Origin of the sequence: Variovorax sp. dw_308, from assembly GCF_019207085.1 — a bacterium.
Taxonomy (GTDB): Bacteria; Pseudomonadota; Gammaproteobacteria; order Burkholderiales; family Burkholderiaceae_C; genus Variovorax.
The window spans coordinates 319,007-336,002 of sequence record NZ_JAATOM010000006.1; the positions used below are offsets into that span (position 1 = coordinate 319,007).

Annotated in this window: 13 protein-coding genes; 3 read left to right on the forward strand and 10 right to left on the reverse strand. The window is 65.4% G+C overall.

Going from position 1 to position 16,996, the window contains the following annotated elements; all coding sequences use genetic code 11:
* Positions 1 to 8 precede the first annotated feature (8 nt).
* The 3 genes from HCU76_RS15595 to HCU76_RS15605 all read right to left on the reverse strand — a co-directional run bounded on the left by HCU76_RS15595 (position 9) and on the right by HCU76_RS15605 (position 1,797).
* On the reverse strand, positions 9 to 488 hold the full coding sequence (locus HCU76_RS15595) for a rhodanese-like domain-containing protein (protein ID WP_213954463.1): 480 nt from the start codon (positions 486 to 488) through the stop codon (positions 9 to 11).
* Between the two features lie 155 nt (positions 489 to 643).
* Positions 644 to 1,606, reverse strand: a complete 963-nt coding sequence (locus HCU76_RS15600; RefSeq protein ID WP_218509891.1) for an aliphatic sulfonate ABC transporter substrate-binding protein — start codon at positions 1,604 to 1,606, stop codon at positions 644 to 646.
* Between the two features lie 5 nt (positions 1,607 to 1,611).
* Complete coding sequence (locus HCU76_RS15605; protein ID WP_213954465.1) at positions 1,612 to 1,797, reverse strand: hypothetical protein; 186 nt, start codon at positions 1,795 to 1,797, stop codon at positions 1,612 to 1,614.
* Positions 1,798 to 2,068: 271 nt separating this feature from the next.
* Here HCU76_RS15605 and HCU76_RS15610 point away from each other — a divergent pair, with 271 nt between their 5' ends.
* Positions 2,069 to 4,690, forward strand: coding sequence for an autotransporter (locus HCU76_RS15610; RefSeq protein ID WP_213954466.1), 2,622 nt, complete (start codon positions 2,069 to 2,071; stop codon positions 4,688 to 4,690).
* A gap of 5 nt (positions 4,691 to 4,695) precedes the next feature.
* Here HCU76_RS15610 and HCU76_RS15615 read toward each other — a convergent pair whose 3' ends face one another.
* From HCU76_RS15615 to HCU76_RS15640, 6 genes are all read right to left on the reverse strand, one after another.
* Complete coding sequence (locus HCU76_RS15615; RefSeq protein WP_213954467.1) at positions 4,696 to 5,574, reverse strand: TauD/TfdA family dioxygenase; 879 nt, start codon at positions 5,572 to 5,574, stop codon at positions 4,696 to 4,698.
* Positions 5,575 to 5,635: 61 nt separating this feature from the next.
* Positions 5,636 to 5,782: a hypothetical protein gene (locus tag HCU76_RS15620; RefSeq protein WP_213954468.1), complete on the reverse strand. Its 147-nt coding sequence runs from the start codon at positions 5,780 to 5,782 to the stop codon at positions 5,636 to 5,638.
* Between the two features lie 136 nt (positions 5,783 to 5,918).
* Positions 5,919 to 7,361: a hypothetical protein gene (locus HCU76_RS15625; RefSeq protein WP_213954469.1), complete on the reverse strand. Its 1,443-nt coding sequence runs from the start codon at positions 7,359 to 7,361 to the stop codon at positions 5,919 to 5,921.
* Positions 7,358 to 7,630: a hypothetical protein gene (locus HCU76_RS15630; RefSeq protein WP_213954470.1), complete on the reverse strand. Its 273-nt coding sequence runs from the start codon at positions 7,628 to 7,630 to the stop codon at positions 7,358 to 7,360. Before HCU76_RS15630 ends, HCU76_RS15625 begins: the two co-directional genes overlap by 4 nt.
* Positions 7,627 to 9,978, reverse strand: a complete 2,352-nt coding sequence (locus tag HCU76_RS15635) for a phospholipase D-like domain-containing protein (protein ID WP_218509892.1) — start codon at positions 9,976 to 9,978, stop codon at positions 7,627 to 7,629. The genes HCU76_RS15630 and HCU76_RS15635 overlap by 4 nt, the downstream gene beginning before the upstream one ends.
* A gap of 3 nt (positions 9,979 to 9,981) precedes the next feature.
* Complete coding sequence (locus HCU76_RS15640; protein ID WP_256354199.1) at positions 9,982 to 13,437, reverse strand: type VI secretion system Vgr family protein; 3,456 nt, start codon at positions 13,435 to 13,437, stop codon at positions 9,982 to 9,984.
* A gap of 277 nt (positions 13,438 to 13,714) precedes the next feature.
* Here HCU76_RS15640 and HCU76_RS15645 point away from each other — a divergent pair, with 277 nt between their 5' ends.
* On the forward strand, positions 13,715 to 14,659 hold the full coding sequence (locus HCU76_RS15645) for a hypothetical protein (protein ID WP_213954472.1): 945 nt from the start codon (positions 13,715 to 13,717) through the stop codon (positions 14,657 to 14,659).
* A gap of 9 nt (positions 14,660 to 14,668) precedes the next feature.
* Here the strand turns inward: HCU76_RS15645 and HCU76_RS15650 are convergent, their stop codons facing one another.
* Complete coding sequence (locus tag HCU76_RS15650; RefSeq protein ID WP_213954473.1) at positions 14,669 to 15,514, reverse strand: M48 family metallopeptidase; 846 nt, start codon at positions 15,512 to 15,514, stop codon at positions 14,669 to 14,671.
* Positions 15,515 to 15,550: 36 nt separating this feature from the next.
* Here HCU76_RS15650 and HCU76_RS15655 point away from each other — a divergent pair, with 36 nt between their 5' ends.
* A complete protein-coding gene (locus tag HCU76_RS15655) occupies positions 15,551 to 16,981 on the forward strand; it encodes an MFS transporter (RefSeq protein ID WP_256354200.1) in 1,431 nt (476 codons plus the stop codon).
* The last annotated feature ends 15 nt before the right edge of the window (positions 16,982 to 16,996 follow it).

A 16,996-nucleotide genomic window follows, 5' to 3' on the forward strand; every position in this document is an offset into this window, starting at 1 on the left:
GATGCCGGTCAGTCCTGCACCCAGGGCAGTTGATGAAAGCGCCAGCCGTCGGCCACGCCGCGGTGCTGGTGCGCATCGATCTCGCCCTCGAAGCCTTCGAGGACGTTGTAGACGTTCGCAAAGCCGGCCTTGGCAGCGGCCTCCGCCGCCAGCGCCGAGCGCTTGCCGCTGCGGCACAGCAACAGCACCACCGCCTCCTTGCCGCCCTCCTTCGCCACCTTGGCTTCCAGCTCGCGCACGAAGCGCGGGTTGCGCGTGAGCGCGGTGCCCGTGGCCCATGGCACGTGCAGGCTGTCTGGCACATGGCCGACGAACTTGCGTTCTTCGCCGGAACGCACGTCCACAAGCACGGCCTGTGCCTGCTGCACCAGTTGCCACGCCACGAACGGCGTCACGCCGCCCGCATAAGGAAGGTTCTGCTGCGCCGCGAGGTCACGGGCCTGCTCCAGGGCGTGGGGCAATTCAAGGGTTGCTGCATCGAAATTCATGAGGGAGGTCTCCGCTTTCTTGTGGGGATCGAGGACTCGCCGCGATGATGGCGATAGACAACTTTAGGTTGGGTGCCTGCCAACTCAAACGACTGAGAATTCAGTTCTTAAGCACCGAACTGTCTATGACCGCGTTGGTGCTACGCGGCGCACATTCAAGCGCCGGGCTCGAACAGCGTCACGGCCAAGGTGTCGACGCGACGCGGCAACAGCTTCTCGGCAAGGAAGGCATCCGCGATGCGCTGCTGCTCGGCCGAGCCTGCGTGCACCACAGGGCGCACCTGGTAGCTGCGCCGCGCATTCGCCTGCTCGATGGTCGCCGCGTCCAGGCCCCACACCGGTGCGAGCACGGCGGCCGCTTCGGCCGGGTTCTGCTTGATCCAGCGACCGGCCTTCTCCAGCTCCGCGTAGACCGCGCGCAGCACATCGGGCCGCGCCTGCGCATAGCGCGTGCGTGCGAGGTAGTAGCGCTGGTACGACGCAATGCCGGTGCCGTCGGCCAGCACGCGCGCCTGCGTCTGGCGCTGCGCGGCGGCGAGGAACGGGTCCCACACCACCCAGGCGTCGATGGCGCCGGTCTCGAAGGCCGCGCGACCGTCCGCCGGCGTGAGGTAGGCCGGCTCGATGTCCTTGAACGACAGGCCGGCCTTCGCGAGCGCGGCGATCAGCAGGTAGTGCGAGCCGGCCGCCTTCGCGAAGCCGACCTTGCGGCCCTTGAGGTCCGCGACCTTCCTGATCGGCGAATCGGCCCGCACCAGGATTGCCTGCGCCGACGGCGACGGCGCCTCCTGCGCGACGAAGGTGAGCTGCGCGCCGGCGGCCTGCGCGAACACCGGCACCGTGTCGGCCACATCGGCGCTGAAGTCGAGGTTGTCGAGGTTCAGCGCCTCCAGCAAGGGCAGCCCGCTGGTGAACTCATGCCAGCTGAGCTTCACGCCCAGCGGCGCGAGGCGTTTCTCCAGCGTGCCTTGCGCCTTGAGCAGCGCGATCAGCGTCGATGATTTCTGATAGCCGAGTCGCAAGGTGTCGGAAGCCCCACCCGCCTGCGCCAGCGCCTGCGTTGCCGCGAGCGAACCCAGCAAGCCGAGCACGCCCCGGCGCGTGAATGCGTGCGCCATCGCCGTCACCACGAGTGCGCCAGCAGCACGTGCGACGGTGCGTTCGCGGGCGCATTGAAGCGCAGGCGCTTCAGCATGCGGATCGATAGCGAACGACGCGGCGCACGCGGCGCCACATGCCAGGCCGATGCCGTGACGGCAATCACCCGGTGTGCCCGGTCGACGGGCGAAATCTCTGCAAGCTGTGTCATCGTGACTTCCACCTGAAGCGGGCCGGCGGCCCGCGCGTCACGAGATTCTGCGAAGGTGCGCCCGCAAAGCCAAAGAAGGAATTCGGCTATGCAGATTCGGTTTGCGAGGGTCGTCGGGGGCGGCAAGCAAAGCATTCGGTTACCGTTGCGGAGGGCCCGGGCGAGCGGGTTTTCGCTCTACATTCGTGGCCCCTGGGCCGAGTCGGCGCGCTGGCCAGCCAATGGCCGCCGCTCGCCGTGACCCTGGGCCATGCCAATTGAAAAGGGTTCGATGAACAAGAAGTCCGGGCGCATTGCGCTCGCCATCCTTTCGGGTCTCGCGGGTGCGACGCACGTCTTGCCGGTCGGTGCGCAATCCGCCGCACCACCAGGCAACTACGCGAGCGATCGTGCGGCCGGCAAGGTCGCGAGCGCCGAAGCCATCGGGCGCGAGGCTGGCTGGCCACGCACCATCAAGACCGCGGGCAACGTCACGCTCATCGTCTTCGAGCCGCAACTGGACAGTTGGGACGGCGCCAACCTGGTGGGTCGCTCGGCGGTGCAGGTCGAGATCGGCACCGACCGGCCGGAAACGCGCTACGGCATCGTCAGCTTCAATGCGCGCACGCTGACCGACAAGGGCACGCGGGTGGTCACCGTCGACAGCGTGCAGTTCGCCAAGGTGGACTTTCCCTCGTCCACCGCGGCGCAGACGAAGGCATGGAGCGATGCGATCGCGAAGGACCTCACCGGCCGCTCGCGCACCATCGCGCTGGACCGGCTGGAGGCCGCGTTGTCGATCACCGAGGAACAGCGGCCGCAGCAACGACAGCCGCTGCGCAACCAGCCGCCGCGCATCGTGTTCTCGAGCGTGCCGGCGATCCTCGTTTCCGTCGATGGCGAGCCGCGCTACGGCGCGATGCAGGGCACGCCGTTCCAGCGCGTGCTCAACACCCGGCCGCTGGTGCTGCGCGACAGCACCGGCACGCACTACCTCAAGGTGTTCGACGGCTGGATGAGCGCACCGGCGCTGGCCGGGCCGTGGCAGGTGCTGAACGCGCCCGCCGCCTCGCTCGCCCGCGCCTTCAAGCAGGCCAGCGACGCGCATGCGATCGACCCGCTGACGGGGCAGAGCACGGCCGACCGGCCCGCGCCATCGCTGTCGGGGCTGGTGCCGTCGATCGTCGTGGCGCAGTCGCCCACCGAACTCATCGTGACCGACGGGCCCGCGCGGCCCGTGCCGCTGGCCGGCACGCAGCTGCTCTACGTCGAGAACACGACCGGCAACATCTTCAAGGACATGCTCGACAACCGCACCTATGTGCTGGTCGCGGGTCGCTGGTTCCGTGCGGCATCGGAGGCGGGCCCGTGGGAATACGTGGCGGCGAATGCCTTGCCACCGGAGTTCGCGCAGATCCCCGACGACAGCCCGAAGGAGAACGTCAAGGCCTCGATCGCCGGCACCTCGCAGGCGCGCGAGGCGGTCATCGCGGCATCGGTGCCGCAGACGGCGGCGGTGAAGGTTTCAGGCACTGCGCTGAAGCGACCCATCTTCGACGGCGCGCCGGTGTTCAAGCCCATCGAAGGCACCGCGCTGTCCTACGTCGCCAACTCGCCCACCGCCATCATCCGCGTGAGCGACAACGCCTTCTACGCGGTCGAGAACGGCGTGTGGTTCACCAGCGGCTCGGTGACGGGGCCATGGTCGGTCGCGCGCTCGGTGCCGGCGGCGATCTATGCGATCCCGTCGAGTTCACCGCTGCACTACGTGACCTTCGTGCGCATCTACGAGGCCACGCCCGACGTCGTCTACACAGGCTACTCGCCGGGCTACATGGGCTCGTACGTGGACCCGGTCAGCGGCGTGGTGGTGTACGGCACGGGCTACTACTACGACCCGTGGATCGGCAGCTACTGGTATGGCGCGCCGGTGACCTACGGCTATGGCGCCGCGGTCGCGTACACGCCGTGGACCGGCTGGGCGGTGGCCTTCGGCCTGGGCTGGGCCTGGGGCGCAGCGACCGTGGCGACGGGCTGGGGCTGGGGGCCCTACCCCTACTGGGGGCCGTGGGCGGCGCCGGTGTGGGGCGGCGCGGCTTTCGGGCCGCGCGGGGGCGCCGTCGCGTGGGGGCCGGGCGGATGGGCGGGCTACTCGGGGAACATCTACAGCCAGTGGGGATCACGGGCCAGCGTGTCGCGCGTGGGCGGCGGCTACAACGCCTGGACCGGCAATGCCTGGGCCGGGCAGGTCGGATCTTCCTACAACTCGCGCACCGGCATCGCGTCGGCGGGGCAGCGCGGTGCGGTCGGCAATGTCTACGCCGGGAACTACGCGGCAGGTGCGCGCGGCGTGGCGGCCGGGCCGGGCGGTGCTGTCGCGGTCGGGGGGCGCGGCACGGCGGGCAATGCGTACACGGGCAACGAGGTGTCGGGCGGGCGTGGCGCGGTCTACAACCCCAACACCGGCAATGTCACCGGCTACGCACGTGCCACGGGCGAAGGCGGCGGCACCGTCGCGCGCGTCGGCAACGACGTCTATGCGGGGAAGGACGGCAACGTCTACCGGAACACCGGCGATGGGTGGCAGCAGCACACGCAGGGTGGCGGCTGGTCGTCGGCGAGCGGACCGGCCATGCGCGAGGGCGGTGCGGGTGCTGCGGGTGCTGCGGGATTTGCTGGCGCGGGCGGCGGGGCCGGCGGGACGGCTGCGGGAGGTGCGGGCGCCAACAGTGCCCGCATCGAGCAACTCAACCGCGACCTCAACGCCCGCGACTTCGGCGGGCAACGCGCGCAGAACCTGCGCCAGTCCTCCATGGGCATGGACCACTCATGGGGCGGCGGCGGCGGGCAGTTCCGTGGTGGCGGCGGTGGCGGCTTCCACGGCGGGGGTGGCTTCCGGGGCGGTCGTCGCTAGCGGGGCTAGTACGGCAGATCGCCCTGGATCGTCGTGCGATACAGCTTCCGCCGCAGTTCATCCGGCGTGCCCGCCGCGAGGTGCATCAGCGAGCGGTTGTCCCAGAACACGAGGTCGTGCGGCTTCCATTGGTGGCGGTAGACGAACTCGGGCTGCACGCTGTGCGCGAACAGTTCGGCCAGCAACGCATCGCCCTCATCCCTCGGCAGGCCGACGATGCCGGTCGTGAAATGCTCGCTGACGAACAGCGCCTTGCGGCCGGTCTCCGGATGCGTGCGCACCACGGGCTGGATGGCCGGCGCGACCTTGTCGATCTGCTCCTGCGAGAGCTTCGGCCGCCACGGGTTTTTTGAGCGCAGTTCCTCGTACTTCGCCAGGTAGCTGTGCTCGGCCTTGAGCGGCAGAAGGCGTTGCTGCATCGACGGGCTCAAGGCTTCCCAGGCCAGATGCTGGTCGGCGAACAACGTGTCACCGCCTTCGCTCGGCAACTCCTGCGCGTGCAGCAGCGAGCCGAGGCTGGGCTTGTCCTTGTACGAGATGTCGGAGTGCCAGTACGCGCCCGCGTCGCCGAGGCCGATCGGCTCGCCGTTCTCCTTGATGTTGGAGACGATGAGGATCTCGGGATGGTTCTCCAGGTGGTACTGGTGCAGCACATGGATCTCCAGCGGGCCGAAGCGGCGGCTGAAGGCGATGTGAGCCTCGGGCGAGACGTCCTGGTCGCGGAACACGACGACATGGTGATCGAGGTGCGCGCGGTGGATGCGGGCGAAGTCGGCGTCGTTGATAGGCCTGGAGATGTCGAGGCCGATGATCTCCGCGCCCACGGGCGCGTCGAGCCGGCGGACTTCGAAGGCCTGCGCGGGGATGGAAGCAATGGCGGTCATGCGGGAAAGTCTAAGGCGGCAGCGCGCTGGCTGCCGAGGGACGCGGGACTGCGCGGCTTGCTTACACGGTGCCTGAGAGGAAGCCCCCGATCAACGCGGCGGCCGCGACGACCAGGATGCTCAGCGCCAGGTCGCGCAACGCGGTGCCCAACGAATGGCGCTCCTGCGGATCGGCGGCGAAGTCTTCGGTGCGAACGGGGGAAAGCATGGGCGGATTCTGCGGATGGCCGGGACTTTGGGGAACGATGGAGTTGTCAGTTGCATATAACTGAAACGACCGAGGCGAGGGCTCCACGTGCAGGGGACGATGGCCCTGTGGCCCGCTGGCCCGGTGCACGCTTGGCCTATCTTGGGGCCGATGGCAACTCAGGGTAGGCCCGCATGGCCCACGCATCAAAGTCAAAGGCCTTGAAGAATTCCTCCTTGGTCTTCCACTTCACCACCCCGTCAGGGGTGCCGTAGGCCATCTCGGCATCGTCCAGGCGCTCGTTGCGCATGGCCGAGCCAAGCTTGGTATTCCAGCCAATGGCGACCAGCTCGGGATTGCCGGCATCGTCGTAGTCCCAGACGCGATAGTGGAGCTTGTTGGTCTTGACTTTCAAGCCGACAAGGCCACTCAGCCTTTCATCGTAGAAGCCGCCGCTGTTCTTGTACTTGCCGACAAAGCCGAGATTGATGACGCGCTTGAGCCTGCCTTGGTCATCGTATTTTTCCTGGCGAATGGTTCGGTCGAAACCGGTATAGAAGCGCTCGCGCAGAACATGCACGTTTGCCGGATAGAACTCCACCAGCTTGACGCCTGAAAGCACATCTGTTTCGCGCCTGCGGTCATGCCGGTAGAGTTGCTCCATGTCGGTGAGAACCGATGCCGGGACCGGCTGCTTGGTGAAGTAATACTCGATGGGAGGCAACTTGCCACTGTCATACGGGTACTTGGTGTTGTCGCTTTGGTCTTTGGGCCCAACTCGCACACCACCCAGGATTTCTACCAAGCCCTTGCCTGATTCGACTTTGGCGTAGCCGGTGTAGGGCTGCGCATCGTCTAAGGGACCGACAAAATCAATTCGATCTTCCCACGTGCCGTCTTTGCTGGCGTAATGCTGCTGCGCCCAAACAGTCACGGGCTCGCCCTTGTAGTCGGCATAGCGAAACGCGCGCCAATAGTCCTTGAGGTCAGGATCACCCGTGGGGCAAACGTCGCGCGTGTTGGCCGCAACGTAGAGCAGTAGTTGGTTTTTTACGTTGTAACGAAAGCATTGACGGTCAAATGTCTCCGTTGGCAAGGGCAACACTTTGAAAGTCTCCTGAATTCTCCCAACCTTGTCATATAGAAAGACCGTTGCACTCCCAAAATAGTGAGACTGCATAAGCGGGCGCAGACTCGCATTGCCGGATTGGTACTTCGCCGTTTGAGCGATCTTCAATGGATCCGTCGACTCATCCCTCGCACGCCACTTCTCTTGGCGGCAAATTCTCCAATTGCCTTTCGAATCAAGTTCGTAATATGAAATCCAGCCTTCCGTGTTCGCGGGCAACGTCCCATCGCTCCTTTCGAGCATTTCGGGGGGCGGTGGGGGAGCAAAAGGTTGGAAGTTCTGGCCACTGGAAGGATCGCCTGCAAACTGTGTACCAGATAACGACTGTTGATATCCGATCAGCATCTTCACTCCTACCTTGGGTGATTCCAACCAATTTGCCGGATTGTTGCAGGCCGCCATCACGGGGCCGCAGATCAGCATCACTGCGATCGCAGCCAACTTGAAAAAAATGCCGATTGTTGCTCTCATGTGTGTCCGCCCTCCCGAGGCAAGGTCTGGTGGTTGTCCTGGGCAATGTCGATGGACTTGTACTTGAAGACACCGCCGTCCACGTCTGCGCCTTCCCCCCAATTGAGCGGCATCAGAACAAAGAAGCCGCAAACGTTGCTCTTTAAATGGCCGATCGCCTTGTCGATGTCGTGCACTGTCCTGCGTTCGTAGGTCACATAGCGATGGGCGAAATCGCTTTTTGGTATGCGAAGGCTCTCTCGCTGGTTCGGCATCAAGTTCGAGGTCATAGCGGGGGCACCACGCCACGAAACTCCTCGCTCATGCGCTCGATCTGGACTTCGATTCGCTGGAGAATTGGTCTATTGGTCGCTGACCCGATGCCCAATGAACGCGCACTTTCCTTTGGGGGCTCCCATGTCGCTCGTTGCTTTTCGTAGACATTCAATCGATCCAGTGCGTCACCTGCTGCTGCTGCCGGATAGGGTTGGTTGTAGCAGGCCAAGACATCCTCGAATCCGCGCATGCTGTTGCGAGGTATTTGCGGAAAGACAGCTTCGAAGGCACGAGCGTTGCCTTCGGCAATCGTCTGAATGGCTTTCACAGATGCCGGGTGACACGGCCTATCTAGTACTGTTTGCCAGTCGACGTCCGTGGTATCCCTGAATTTCTTTGGTGTGGTTTTCAGCTTCGGAGGATTCTGCTGAATCGGCTCCAAGTTCAAATTCTCACGCTCTGCACGCTTGGTTGATTCGAAGTATTTTTTGTCGTCCAAAGCAAACCCGAAGTGCTTCTCCCACAAACTGCGCCGCAGTTCCCTCGCAAACTTGCGCGTCGGTACTGTGTGAGCTCCGCCCAGATCCTTGACTTCTATGCCATCGTTGTCCACGACAACAGCAGCGATTTCCGTATCGCCATTGCCCGTCAGGCTGCGATCATTTATGTTGGCACTTCCTACGATGGCGACCGCGTCGTCAACGATCAGCAGCTTGGAATGGATGTAGACCTGCTCGGTGATGACGTACCGGCCAATCTCGCGCGAGAAGTCCTCGCGCCACGTCTTCGGGTCTCGCGCATATTGCACCGCTACCCCATAACTGCGCATGTTGAGCACCGTCAGGTAGCGATTCCAGCCCTCGTTCTGGCCGGTATGTTTCTTGATCGCACGCTTGATCTGCCCGATGAGACTCTTTTCGCCGTGGTGGATCGTTGCGAGCGCCAGCCAGTGTTGTTTCCAGACCGAGCCATCCGTAATTGCGCCTTCGGGATGCACCGGCAGCACCAAATACACATGGAACGGGGTGCCCGCGGCGATGTGCGCCTCGATGCGCTCCGCAAGCACATCCACGATGGTGTTTTTGATCCCGTCGTTCTCATTGCCGGCCTTGCTGCTGTCGACCTTGCCACCGCATGCAGTACCGAACCTGGAGATAAAGAACTGGGTTTCGATATAGACGTAGCAGTCGGCGCTGCGGATGCAGTTGACCATCGCATTGAGGATGTTGGCCTGATGCTCGGTTCGCCACTCCAAAATTCCTCTCCCCACTCGTGCGCCCAAGGTCTTGTCCTGAAACAGTTGGACATCGTCAGGGACACCCTCCAAGGATTCCTGTGCCAGATGCCGATTGGACACTGACCGCACGATTTGCACCGTCGCCCCGCCCGGCTTGGAATTCTGCGAGTCGCGAAGCAAGCCAGCGCCGCCGCAGGCTTCGAGCCAAGCAATATCGATCCGGCCGGGCTTGCTGACGGACTCGCGCTTGAAATCAGGCAAGGCAGAACGGCCGACCGATCTGCCTCGCGTGAAATAGGCATCGACACCGACACGGGCGTTCCACCGTCTCACAAAATTTCGATGCATGTCCACGACCGCCGGTCCCACGAGCTTTATGTGCACGTCCTGCCATGGCATGCGCGGTTGGCACCCTTCGTCGATCAGGTTCTCGTAGGACTTTGAAAAACCTTGCGCTACCAACTCCTCCTCATGAGGAGCCATGCCGCGGAGCTTGGTCGCACACGGGTTGTACATCTCGTTCAGCACATAGCGGGATGGGTCAACCACGACGTCAAACTCTGGTGTCGAATAGCGGCCGTAACTCAGATCAATGCCGCCGATAAATCCTGTATTGCCATCGATGACTACAAATTTCTGGTGATGGGAATAGTCGATCGAATCCTGCTGGGCGCTTGTCGGAGCCTGAAGCAATACGATGACCTTGCCTGGATAGCTGTTGTTGTTGATTGCGTTGATCTGGCTCGAGACCATGCCATCGCGAGTGCCCGGCGCCATCGCGTCCGCAAAGCTTCTATAGAGCAGCACCCGTATCTGCACTGGCTTGGTTTGGACGATGCTTTTGATGACTTCGATCAATCGCCCCGGGTGACCCTTTTCGCCACGCTGAGCCAGTTCGACATCAAAGGCCATCTGCCAGTCGGCGATCCAGATGAACCGTTCCGCTGACTTCATTGCTTTCAGGATCTGCGCGAACGCCTCAGCGCCGGAATCCAGGCGTTCCACCTTGTTGCCAGGCATCGGCAGGGCAAACTGCCGTTCGTTGCAAAAGTACTGACCTGAATCGGCCAATTTGGTATCGAGATCGAGCGACAGGGTCGCCTGCTGGGGCAGTGGTGCATTCATGCGTCAGGCCTTGATTTCGGTCTTCGGGGCCGCCCTGAGCGAACACTCGTAGTCTTGCTCGACCCATGCACGGGAAACTTCTTTCTGAACATCGGATTGAAGTTCTTGCGACGTGGGTGCGTAGTTGAGGGCGTCCAGGATCTTTCGATGTTCCGTGTCACCGAGACCGCTTGTGAACGAGTCAAAGGCAAGCGGCGTTGCATTGGCGCCCGACACCAGCCACACCGCGCCGCTCCCACGTTGCACAGCGGCCCAAATGCTCTTTCTCTGGTACTCGTTCAGCACGCATTCGCCCTGCGCTGTCGACACGCCGTTTGCCATCGACTCGCGCCACATTTTTCGGTTCAAGGCCATGAGCCTGTCCTCAGGGTCAACCGCCCCTTTCAGCAAGACCACCGACCACTCACGATCCGGCAATGGAACTCCTTGCTTGCCGGGGATGTCCTTGAGAGTCAGGCCGAAATTTGGCTTCTCTGGCGGCAACCCGCTTTTCGAGAAAGACGGCAATGAATAGGCCTTGTTCGTCGGCCCAGCCAACTTCCTTTGCAAGGTGTAGTACGTAATCGTCCCCGGGCACTGAAACGTGATGTCCCCGTTCTCCATCACGATCGAAGCGCCTTGCGCGGTCGCCACCCTGATCTTCTTCTTGGCAGCGATCTCCACGGTCTTCGACGTGCTGGCGATCTTCAGCTTGTCTTTCGCCTGCACCTTGAGTTCATCGTGCTGGGCCTGGAAGTCCAGGTCGTCCTGGGCCGCGATGATGGCGAGCCCTGCCTCCGCATCGGCCTTCTGCGCACCCGCGAGGACGCCGATGGCCTGGCCACTGTGGATGCGCAGCACGTCGGTCAATGCGAAGTTCAGGTCGCCTCCCGTCGCGAGAGTCGCGGTCTCGCCGGCCACCATCTGCACATGCTGCCCGGCTACCATCGCCAGCCCGCCCTTGGCCGCCATCGCGATCACCGCGTCCGTGGCATGCGGGACCTTGTCCTTGCCCGTCGATGTGTTCTTGTCAGCCGCGTCGGCGCTGGCATCTTCCAGGCTCTGGCCGGCCACCATGCCGCTGACGGCCTGCTGCATGGCCGCGAAAGGGGCCCTGGCCTTGTCGAGGATGGATTCGTCGGGCTTCGTCGCGCCGACGTGGCCGGCCATCTGCACGGTGAGGTGGGTCTTGGCGGCACCGCTCAGGGCCTGGCCGAGTTGGCTGACCTGCTTCATCAAGGCCATGCCGGGGGCGAAGTCACCGGTGGGTTCCAGCGTCGTGCCGCCCTGGCCGTGGTAGGTGCTCAGCAGGACGCCCTTGCCGCCTCGCAGCGACGCGTAGGCATCGGTGCGCAGTTCCAGGCCCTGGCCGCGGAAGCTGCCGCGGTAGTTGTCCTTCTGGTGGATGAGGTGGCCCAGGTTCAACTGGCTGTGGGCGGTGCTGGCGTGCAGTTGAATCCGCAACTGGCTGTCGGAGTCGTCGAAGACGAGTTGGCTGAAACCCGCGCCGCCGAATTCCTTGGTCTTGAAGCCGGTGAGCGCTGCCGTATTGCGGTGTCCCTTGGCGTCGGCGCTGGCGCCGTGCCAGGCGGGCGCGTTGCCGGTGGACTCCCCGTTGGCGAGGTTGGCCTGCCCGCTCGCGGCGGCGTCGCTGGCCTGGGCGAAGACGCTGGTACTGCCTTCCGCCTTCGCTTCGCCTCCGGGGGAGGGAGCGGCGCCGCCTTCGCCGCGGCCGTTGTAGACCCCGCCGACGACGATGGGCTGATCGATGTCGCCGTCGACGAAGCGCACGAGCGCCTCCTGGCCGATGCGCTGGAGCCACTGCCAGCCCATGCCGGGGCCGGCTTGGCGCTGGGCGCTGCGGACCCACCGGGTGGTCTTGTTGTCGTCGCGGGCTTCCTCCGGGCGTTGCCAGTGGAAGCGAACGCGGATGTCGCCGCGGGCGTTGCAGTAGAGCTCGTCGGCGCCGCTGGGGCTGGTTTCTCCAGCGGGGCCGACGACGATGGCGCTCTGGACGCCGTGCACGGTCGGCTTGCTGTGCAGGCGGGCGCCGTTGGCGGCGAGGACTGCGGGACGCCAGGGGCGGGCTTCGTGTACGCCGGTGAAGGCGTTGGCGTAGCCGGTGGTCTGGGCAGTGGCGAGGGAGCGGGGGTCGGGCTGGATGTCGGGCAGGGAGTTGACCTGCAAGTTGGGCCGTGGACGGGCTTCGCTTGGGTCGGATGACTGGACCTTACGGCCCATGGGTACGAGGCCGAAGATATCGGCTTCAGCGGTGACGCCATGGAGTGCGTGCGTGTTCGTCCCCGGTGTATCGAAGACAAGGTACGGCAGCAGGCCGCCGAGCTGAGCGGCAATCGACGCGGCGGTGTCGCGCGGCAGGTTGTTGATGCCCACGTGTTCCACGGCATCGAGCAGCAGGTGCGGGGGCTTGGCCAGGCCCAGGGCGGGGGCCTGGGTGATCTCGATGCGGGTGCCCGCGCGCATTGTGCGCACGGTGCTGTGGCCCAGCAGCATGTCGGCGCGGCATTCGGCGGCTTCCATGAGGAGGTCGGCGTAGCGCTGCACCGTGCGGCCATCGTTCCAGTTGCGGGCCTGGTCGTTCAGGCCATGGACGTCGTCGTATTCGAGGCGCGGGGCGTGCGGGCCGCCGACCGGATATCGGGTGGGAGCTGCGCCGTTGATCTGGCGCTTGCTGTCGACGTGCCAGGTGCTCAGGTGGACCTGCGCGACAGGTTGGCGCAGGCGTCGTCCCAGGGCCTGGATGGCGTCGCTTTGTTCCTGGGAGCTTTTGCGATGGAAGCGGATGGGGGAGGAAGGGTCGGCCGGTTGCTCGTTGGCAGAGAAGATGATGAGCTTGTGGCCCAGGGGGGCGGACGGGTCTTCCTCGATACGCCAGGCCAGGCCTTCTTCGGCCAGCAGGCGGGAGAAGAAGTCGAAATCGCTTTCCCGGTATTGGGTGCAGTACGTTCGTTCGGGTGCGTCGGCGAGGAAGCCGTGTGCTTCGGGGGAAAAGTCCCAGGCGAGGTCGCTCGCGTAGGGGGCGAGGATCTGCTCGATGATGTCGCCCACCGTGCGGCGCTGGAAGACCTGGCTGCGCGCTTGCTGGGTGGCCAGCCAGAGGGCGGGCACGACGGTGAGGCGGTAGCGGGCCAGGCCCCCGTCTGCGCCGAGCGATTCGGCCGCGCGGATGAGACCGCTGCGGCGCACCACCTGGCCGTTGGCCAGGACGCTGAGGAGGGTGAGCGATTCGCCGACGAGGGCCTTGTGGGCGAGGTGCGCGTCCAGGCTCAGGCAGACGATACGCAACTGGAACAGGCCGCTGATGGCTTCGCGCTGGACCCAGCCTTCGACGCGCAGTGCATCGATGGAGGTGGACTGGTTGCTGCCGCCGGATTCGAGCCGGTACAGGCGGTTGGCCTGGCTGAGTTCGGCCCAGACGCTCGCAACGTCAATGCCGGCCACTGGCATCGGCTTTTGCATGACTTCTCTCCCTGATACGCACGGTGCCGGGGGCGGCCCGTGTCTTGGAGGCTGAGTCTAACTTCGCGGGGAGAGAACCTTTTGCCTCCTTTTGAGGAGGCGCCGAACCCGTTGCGCAGAAGTACCGGGAATTTGCAGGCGGGCAGCCTGCGCCCCTCCGGCCAGCCCCTTGATGGGTCTTACCACCCCGGCACGCGCGCCTCGATTAACCCCGTTCAACAGGCCCGCCCGTACAAGCTCCCACGGTCAATGTCGACCGGCCTGCGAGGAGCCCTTCATGTCCCATCCTGTCGCCGCCCTGCCGCCCTGCGCGGCCGGCCTGTTGAACCGCCGCCTGCTGCTCGGCCTGCCCGCCGCGGGCCTGCTGGTGGCCTGCGCGATGCCGACATGGTCGCGATCGCAACCGGATTCGAGCTGGCTGCGCGTCGAGGTGCAGGACCGCGACAGCGGCGCAACGCTCCCGGTCTACACAGCCGCCGACGGCCAGCGCTACGTGGCCGGCCGGACCGGTGCGCGCTACGGCGTCACGCTGCGCAACCTGCGCGGCGAGCGCATCCTGGTCGTGATGTCGGTGGACGGCATCAACGTGCTGAATGGCAAGACCGCCGGATGGGACCAGGACGGCTACGTGCTGGGCGCGCGTGCCGCCGGCCAGATCGACGGATGGCGCAAGAGCGATCGCGAAGTCGCGGCCTTCGAATTCACCGCGCCCGGCGACGCCTATGCCTCGCGCACCGGACGCCCGTTCGACCTCGGTGTGATCGGCCTTGCGGTGTTCGGCGAGCGGCGGCCCGAGCCGCGCCCGATGCCCAGGCCACCGATGATCCCGGCCCCGATGCAAAAGGACAGCAGCGCCGCAAGCGAGGCCGCGCCTTCTGCACGCGCTGAAGCACCGGCCGGCGCCCCCCAGCCATCGGCCGCTGGCGCCGCCAACGACGCGGCTGCGCCTTCCACGCTGGCCCGCCGCGATCGCGCACCGCTGGAAGACCAGAAGCTGGGCACCGGCCACGGCCAGCGCGAGGAATCCATCGTCACGCACACCCGCTTCGTGCGCGCACGCAGCACGCCCGACGAGGTGATTGCACTGCGCTACGACAGCCGCGCCAACCTGATCCGCATGGGCGTGATTCCCGGCCCGGACGACCGCCAGGCGCGCCCGCCGCGGCCATTCCCGCAGAACCCGCAGGCGAGCTACGTGCCCGACCCGCCGCCGCGTTATTGACCGGGGTGCTCAGCGCTTTGCAGCGCGGTAGAGGCCTTCGACCTTCGGCACGTTGGCTTCGAGGATCTTGATGCGGTCGGTGCCGCTCGGGTGGGTCGACAGGAAGCTCAACCCGCCCGACGACTTGCTCGCCTCCGCCATCTTCTTCCACAGCGTGATCGAGGCCTTCGGGTCGTAACCGGCGCGCGCCGCGATCTCGAGCCCCACTAGGTCGGCATCGGTCTCGTCATTGCGGCTGAACTTCAGCGTGATGAGCTGCGTCGCGCCGCGCGCCGCCAGGTCGCCCATCTGGCCCAGGCCCAGCAGTTGCGCGCCGATCGACAGCGCCGCGCCCGTACCCGCGTTCTTCGCCATGCGCGCCCGGGCGTGCTCGCGCAGGGCATGCGCCATCTCGTGACCCATCACCATCGCGATCTCGTCGTCGGTGAGCTTCAACTGGTCGATGATCCCGGTGAAGAAGGCAATCTTGCCGCCCGGCATGCAAAAGGCGTTGATCTGCTTGCTGCCGATCAGGTTGACTTCCCATTTCCACTGACGGGCGCGCGGATTCCACTGGCCGACAAAAGGAATCAGCCGCGCCGCAATGGCGCGCAGGCGCTGCAATTGCGGATTGCCGTCACCGGCCAACGCGCCCTTGGCACGAGCCTGCGCCATCAACTGGCTGTATTGCTGCGTGCCGGCCTGCTCGATCTCGTCCGCCGACACCAGGTTGCGCGCCATCGATGCCTCGCCGACATTGACCTGCGCGAGCGCGGGCCCGGCGATGGAGGCACCTCCCGCGAGCAGGAATGCGCGGCGCGCGAACAGCGGACCTTCGGGATTGCCGGTGGAATTGAAATGGCGGCGTGAACACATGCGGGAATAATAGTCAGCACGCCCTGCTCGCCATTCATGTCCCTACCTTCCGCCGACCCCACCCTTCCCGCTTCACAAGTCGATGTGGCTTTGCCATCGCGACTGGATCCCCCGCGAGGGGCGGGCCGGGCACAGCCGGGCGCTGGGGGCTCGGAAGATCGCAAGCTCCCTTGGCGCGACACCCTCAAGGTCTACCTCGAACCGGCCACGCTGCGCATGCTCGCGCTGGGCTTCTCGGCGGGGCTGCCATTGCTGCTGGTGCTCGGCACGCTGAGCTTCCGGCTGCGCGAGGCCGGCATCGACCGCGCCACCATCGGCTTCCTGAGCTGGGTCGGTCTGGCCTATGCCTTCAAGTGGGTGTGGGCGCCGCTGGTCGACCGGCTCCCGCTGCCGCCGCTGACCACGCTGCTCGGCCGGCGCCGAGGCTGGTTGCTGTTCGCGCAGGGGCTGGTGGTCGCCGGCCTGGTCGGCATGGCGCTCAACGACCCGCGCGACGGCTTGCATCCCCTGGTCTGGTGCGCGTTGCTCGCGGCCTTCGGGTCGGCCACGCAGGACATTGCGCTCGACGCCTTCCGCATCGAATCGGCCGCCACGCGCAAGCAGGCCGCGCTCGCCGCGGCCTACCAGACCGGCTATCGCCTCGCGATGATCTGGGCGGGTGCCGGTGTGCTGTGGGTGGCGGCATGGGCCGAGGCGAGCGACGCCGCCGGCTACCAGAACGCCGCGTGGCGCACCGCCTACCTGGTGATGGCGGCATCGATGTCGGTGGGCGTGCTGACGGTCCTGTTGTCGCCCGAGCCGGCGCCCCGCGTGCTCGCGCCGACGAAGAATGCCGCCGAGTGGCTGCAAAGCGTATTGATCGAACCCTTCGCCGACTTCATCCGCCGCTACAAGTGGCAGGCCGCGCTGATCCTGTCGCTGATCGCCATCTATCGCATCAGCGACGTGGTGATGGGCATCATGGCCAACCCGTTCTACGTCGACATGGGCTTCACCAAGGACGAGGTGGCCACGGTCAGCAAGATCTTCGGCGTCATCATGACGCTGGTGGGCGCATTCGTCGGCGGCGTGCTGTCGATGCGATTCGGCGTGATGCGGGTGCTGATGCTCGGCGCGGTGCTCAGCGCGGCCAGCAACCTGCTGTTCGCCTGGCTGGCCACGCGCGGGCACGACCTGCGGGCGCTGGTGGCGGTGGTGTCGGCCGACAACCTCGCGGGCGGTATCGCGTCGGCCGCGTTCATCGCCTACTTGTCGAGCCTCACCAACATCAACTATTCGGCCACGCAGTACGCGCTGTTCAGCTCGATGATGCTGCTGCTGCCCAAGTTCATCGCGGGGTATTCGGGCGTGTTCGTCGACAGCTACGGGTACTCGACCTTCTTCACCGCCACCGCGCTGCTGGGCGTGCCGGTGCTGGTGCTGGTGGCGCTGGCTTCCAGGGCGCGGACCGCTTCCGAAAAGGGCTGATCAGAGCGTCCAGCC

Excerpts from the sequence above, each read along its gene's own strand:
- HCU76_RS15595 (WP_213954463.1), bottom strand. The coding sequence starts at position 488 with ATGAATTTCGATGCAGCAACCCTTGAATTGCCCCACGCCCTGGAGCAG.
- HCU76_RS15600 (WP_218509891.1), bottom strand. The coding sequence starts at position 1,606 with ATGGCGCACGCATTCACGCGCCGGGGCGTGCTCGGCTTGCTGGGTTCG.
- HCU76_RS15605 (WP_213954465.1), bottom strand. The coding sequence starts at position 1,797 with ATGACACAGCTTGCAGAGATTTCGCCCGTCGACCGGGCACACCGGGTG.
- HCU76_RS15610 (WP_213954466.1), top strand. The coding sequence starts at position 2,069 with ATGAACAAGAAGTCCGGGCGCATTGCGCTCGCCATCCTTTCGGGTCTC.
- HCU76_RS15615 (WP_213954467.1), bottom strand. The coding sequence starts at position 5,574 with ATGACCGCCATTGCTTCCATCCCCGCGCAGGCCTTCGAAGTCCGCCGG.
- HCU76_RS15620 (WP_213954468.1), bottom strand. The coding sequence starts at position 5,782 with ATGCTTTCCCCCGTTCGCACCGAAGACTTCGCCGCCGATCCGCAGGAG.
- HCU76_RS15625 (WP_213954469.1), bottom strand. The coding sequence starts at position 7,361 with ATGAGAGCAACAATCGGCATTTTTTTCAAGTTGGCTGCGATCGCAGTG.
- HCU76_RS15630 (WP_213954470.1), bottom strand. The coding sequence starts at position 7,630 with ATGACCTCGAACTTGATGCCGAACCAGCGAGAGAGCCTTCGCATACCA.
- HCU76_RS15635 (WP_218509892.1), bottom strand. The coding sequence starts at position 9,978 with ATGAATGCACCACTGCCCCAGCAGGCGACCCTGTCGCTCGATCTCGAT.
- HCU76_RS15640 (WP_256354199.1), bottom strand. The coding sequence starts at position 13,437 with ATGCAAAAGCCGATGCCAGTGGCCGGCATTGACGTTGCGAGCGTCTGG.
- HCU76_RS15645 (WP_213954472.1), top strand. The coding sequence starts at position 13,715 with ATGTCCCATCCTGTCGCCGCCCTGCCGCCCTGCGCGGCCGGCCTGTTG.
- HCU76_RS15650 (WP_213954473.1), bottom strand. The coding sequence starts at position 15,514 with ATGTGTTCACGCCGCCATTTCAATTCCACCGGCAATCCCGAAGGTCCG.
- HCU76_RS15655 (WP_256354200.1), top strand. The coding sequence starts at position 15,551 with ATGTCCCTACCTTCCGCCGACCCCACCCTTCCCGCTTCACAAGTCGAT.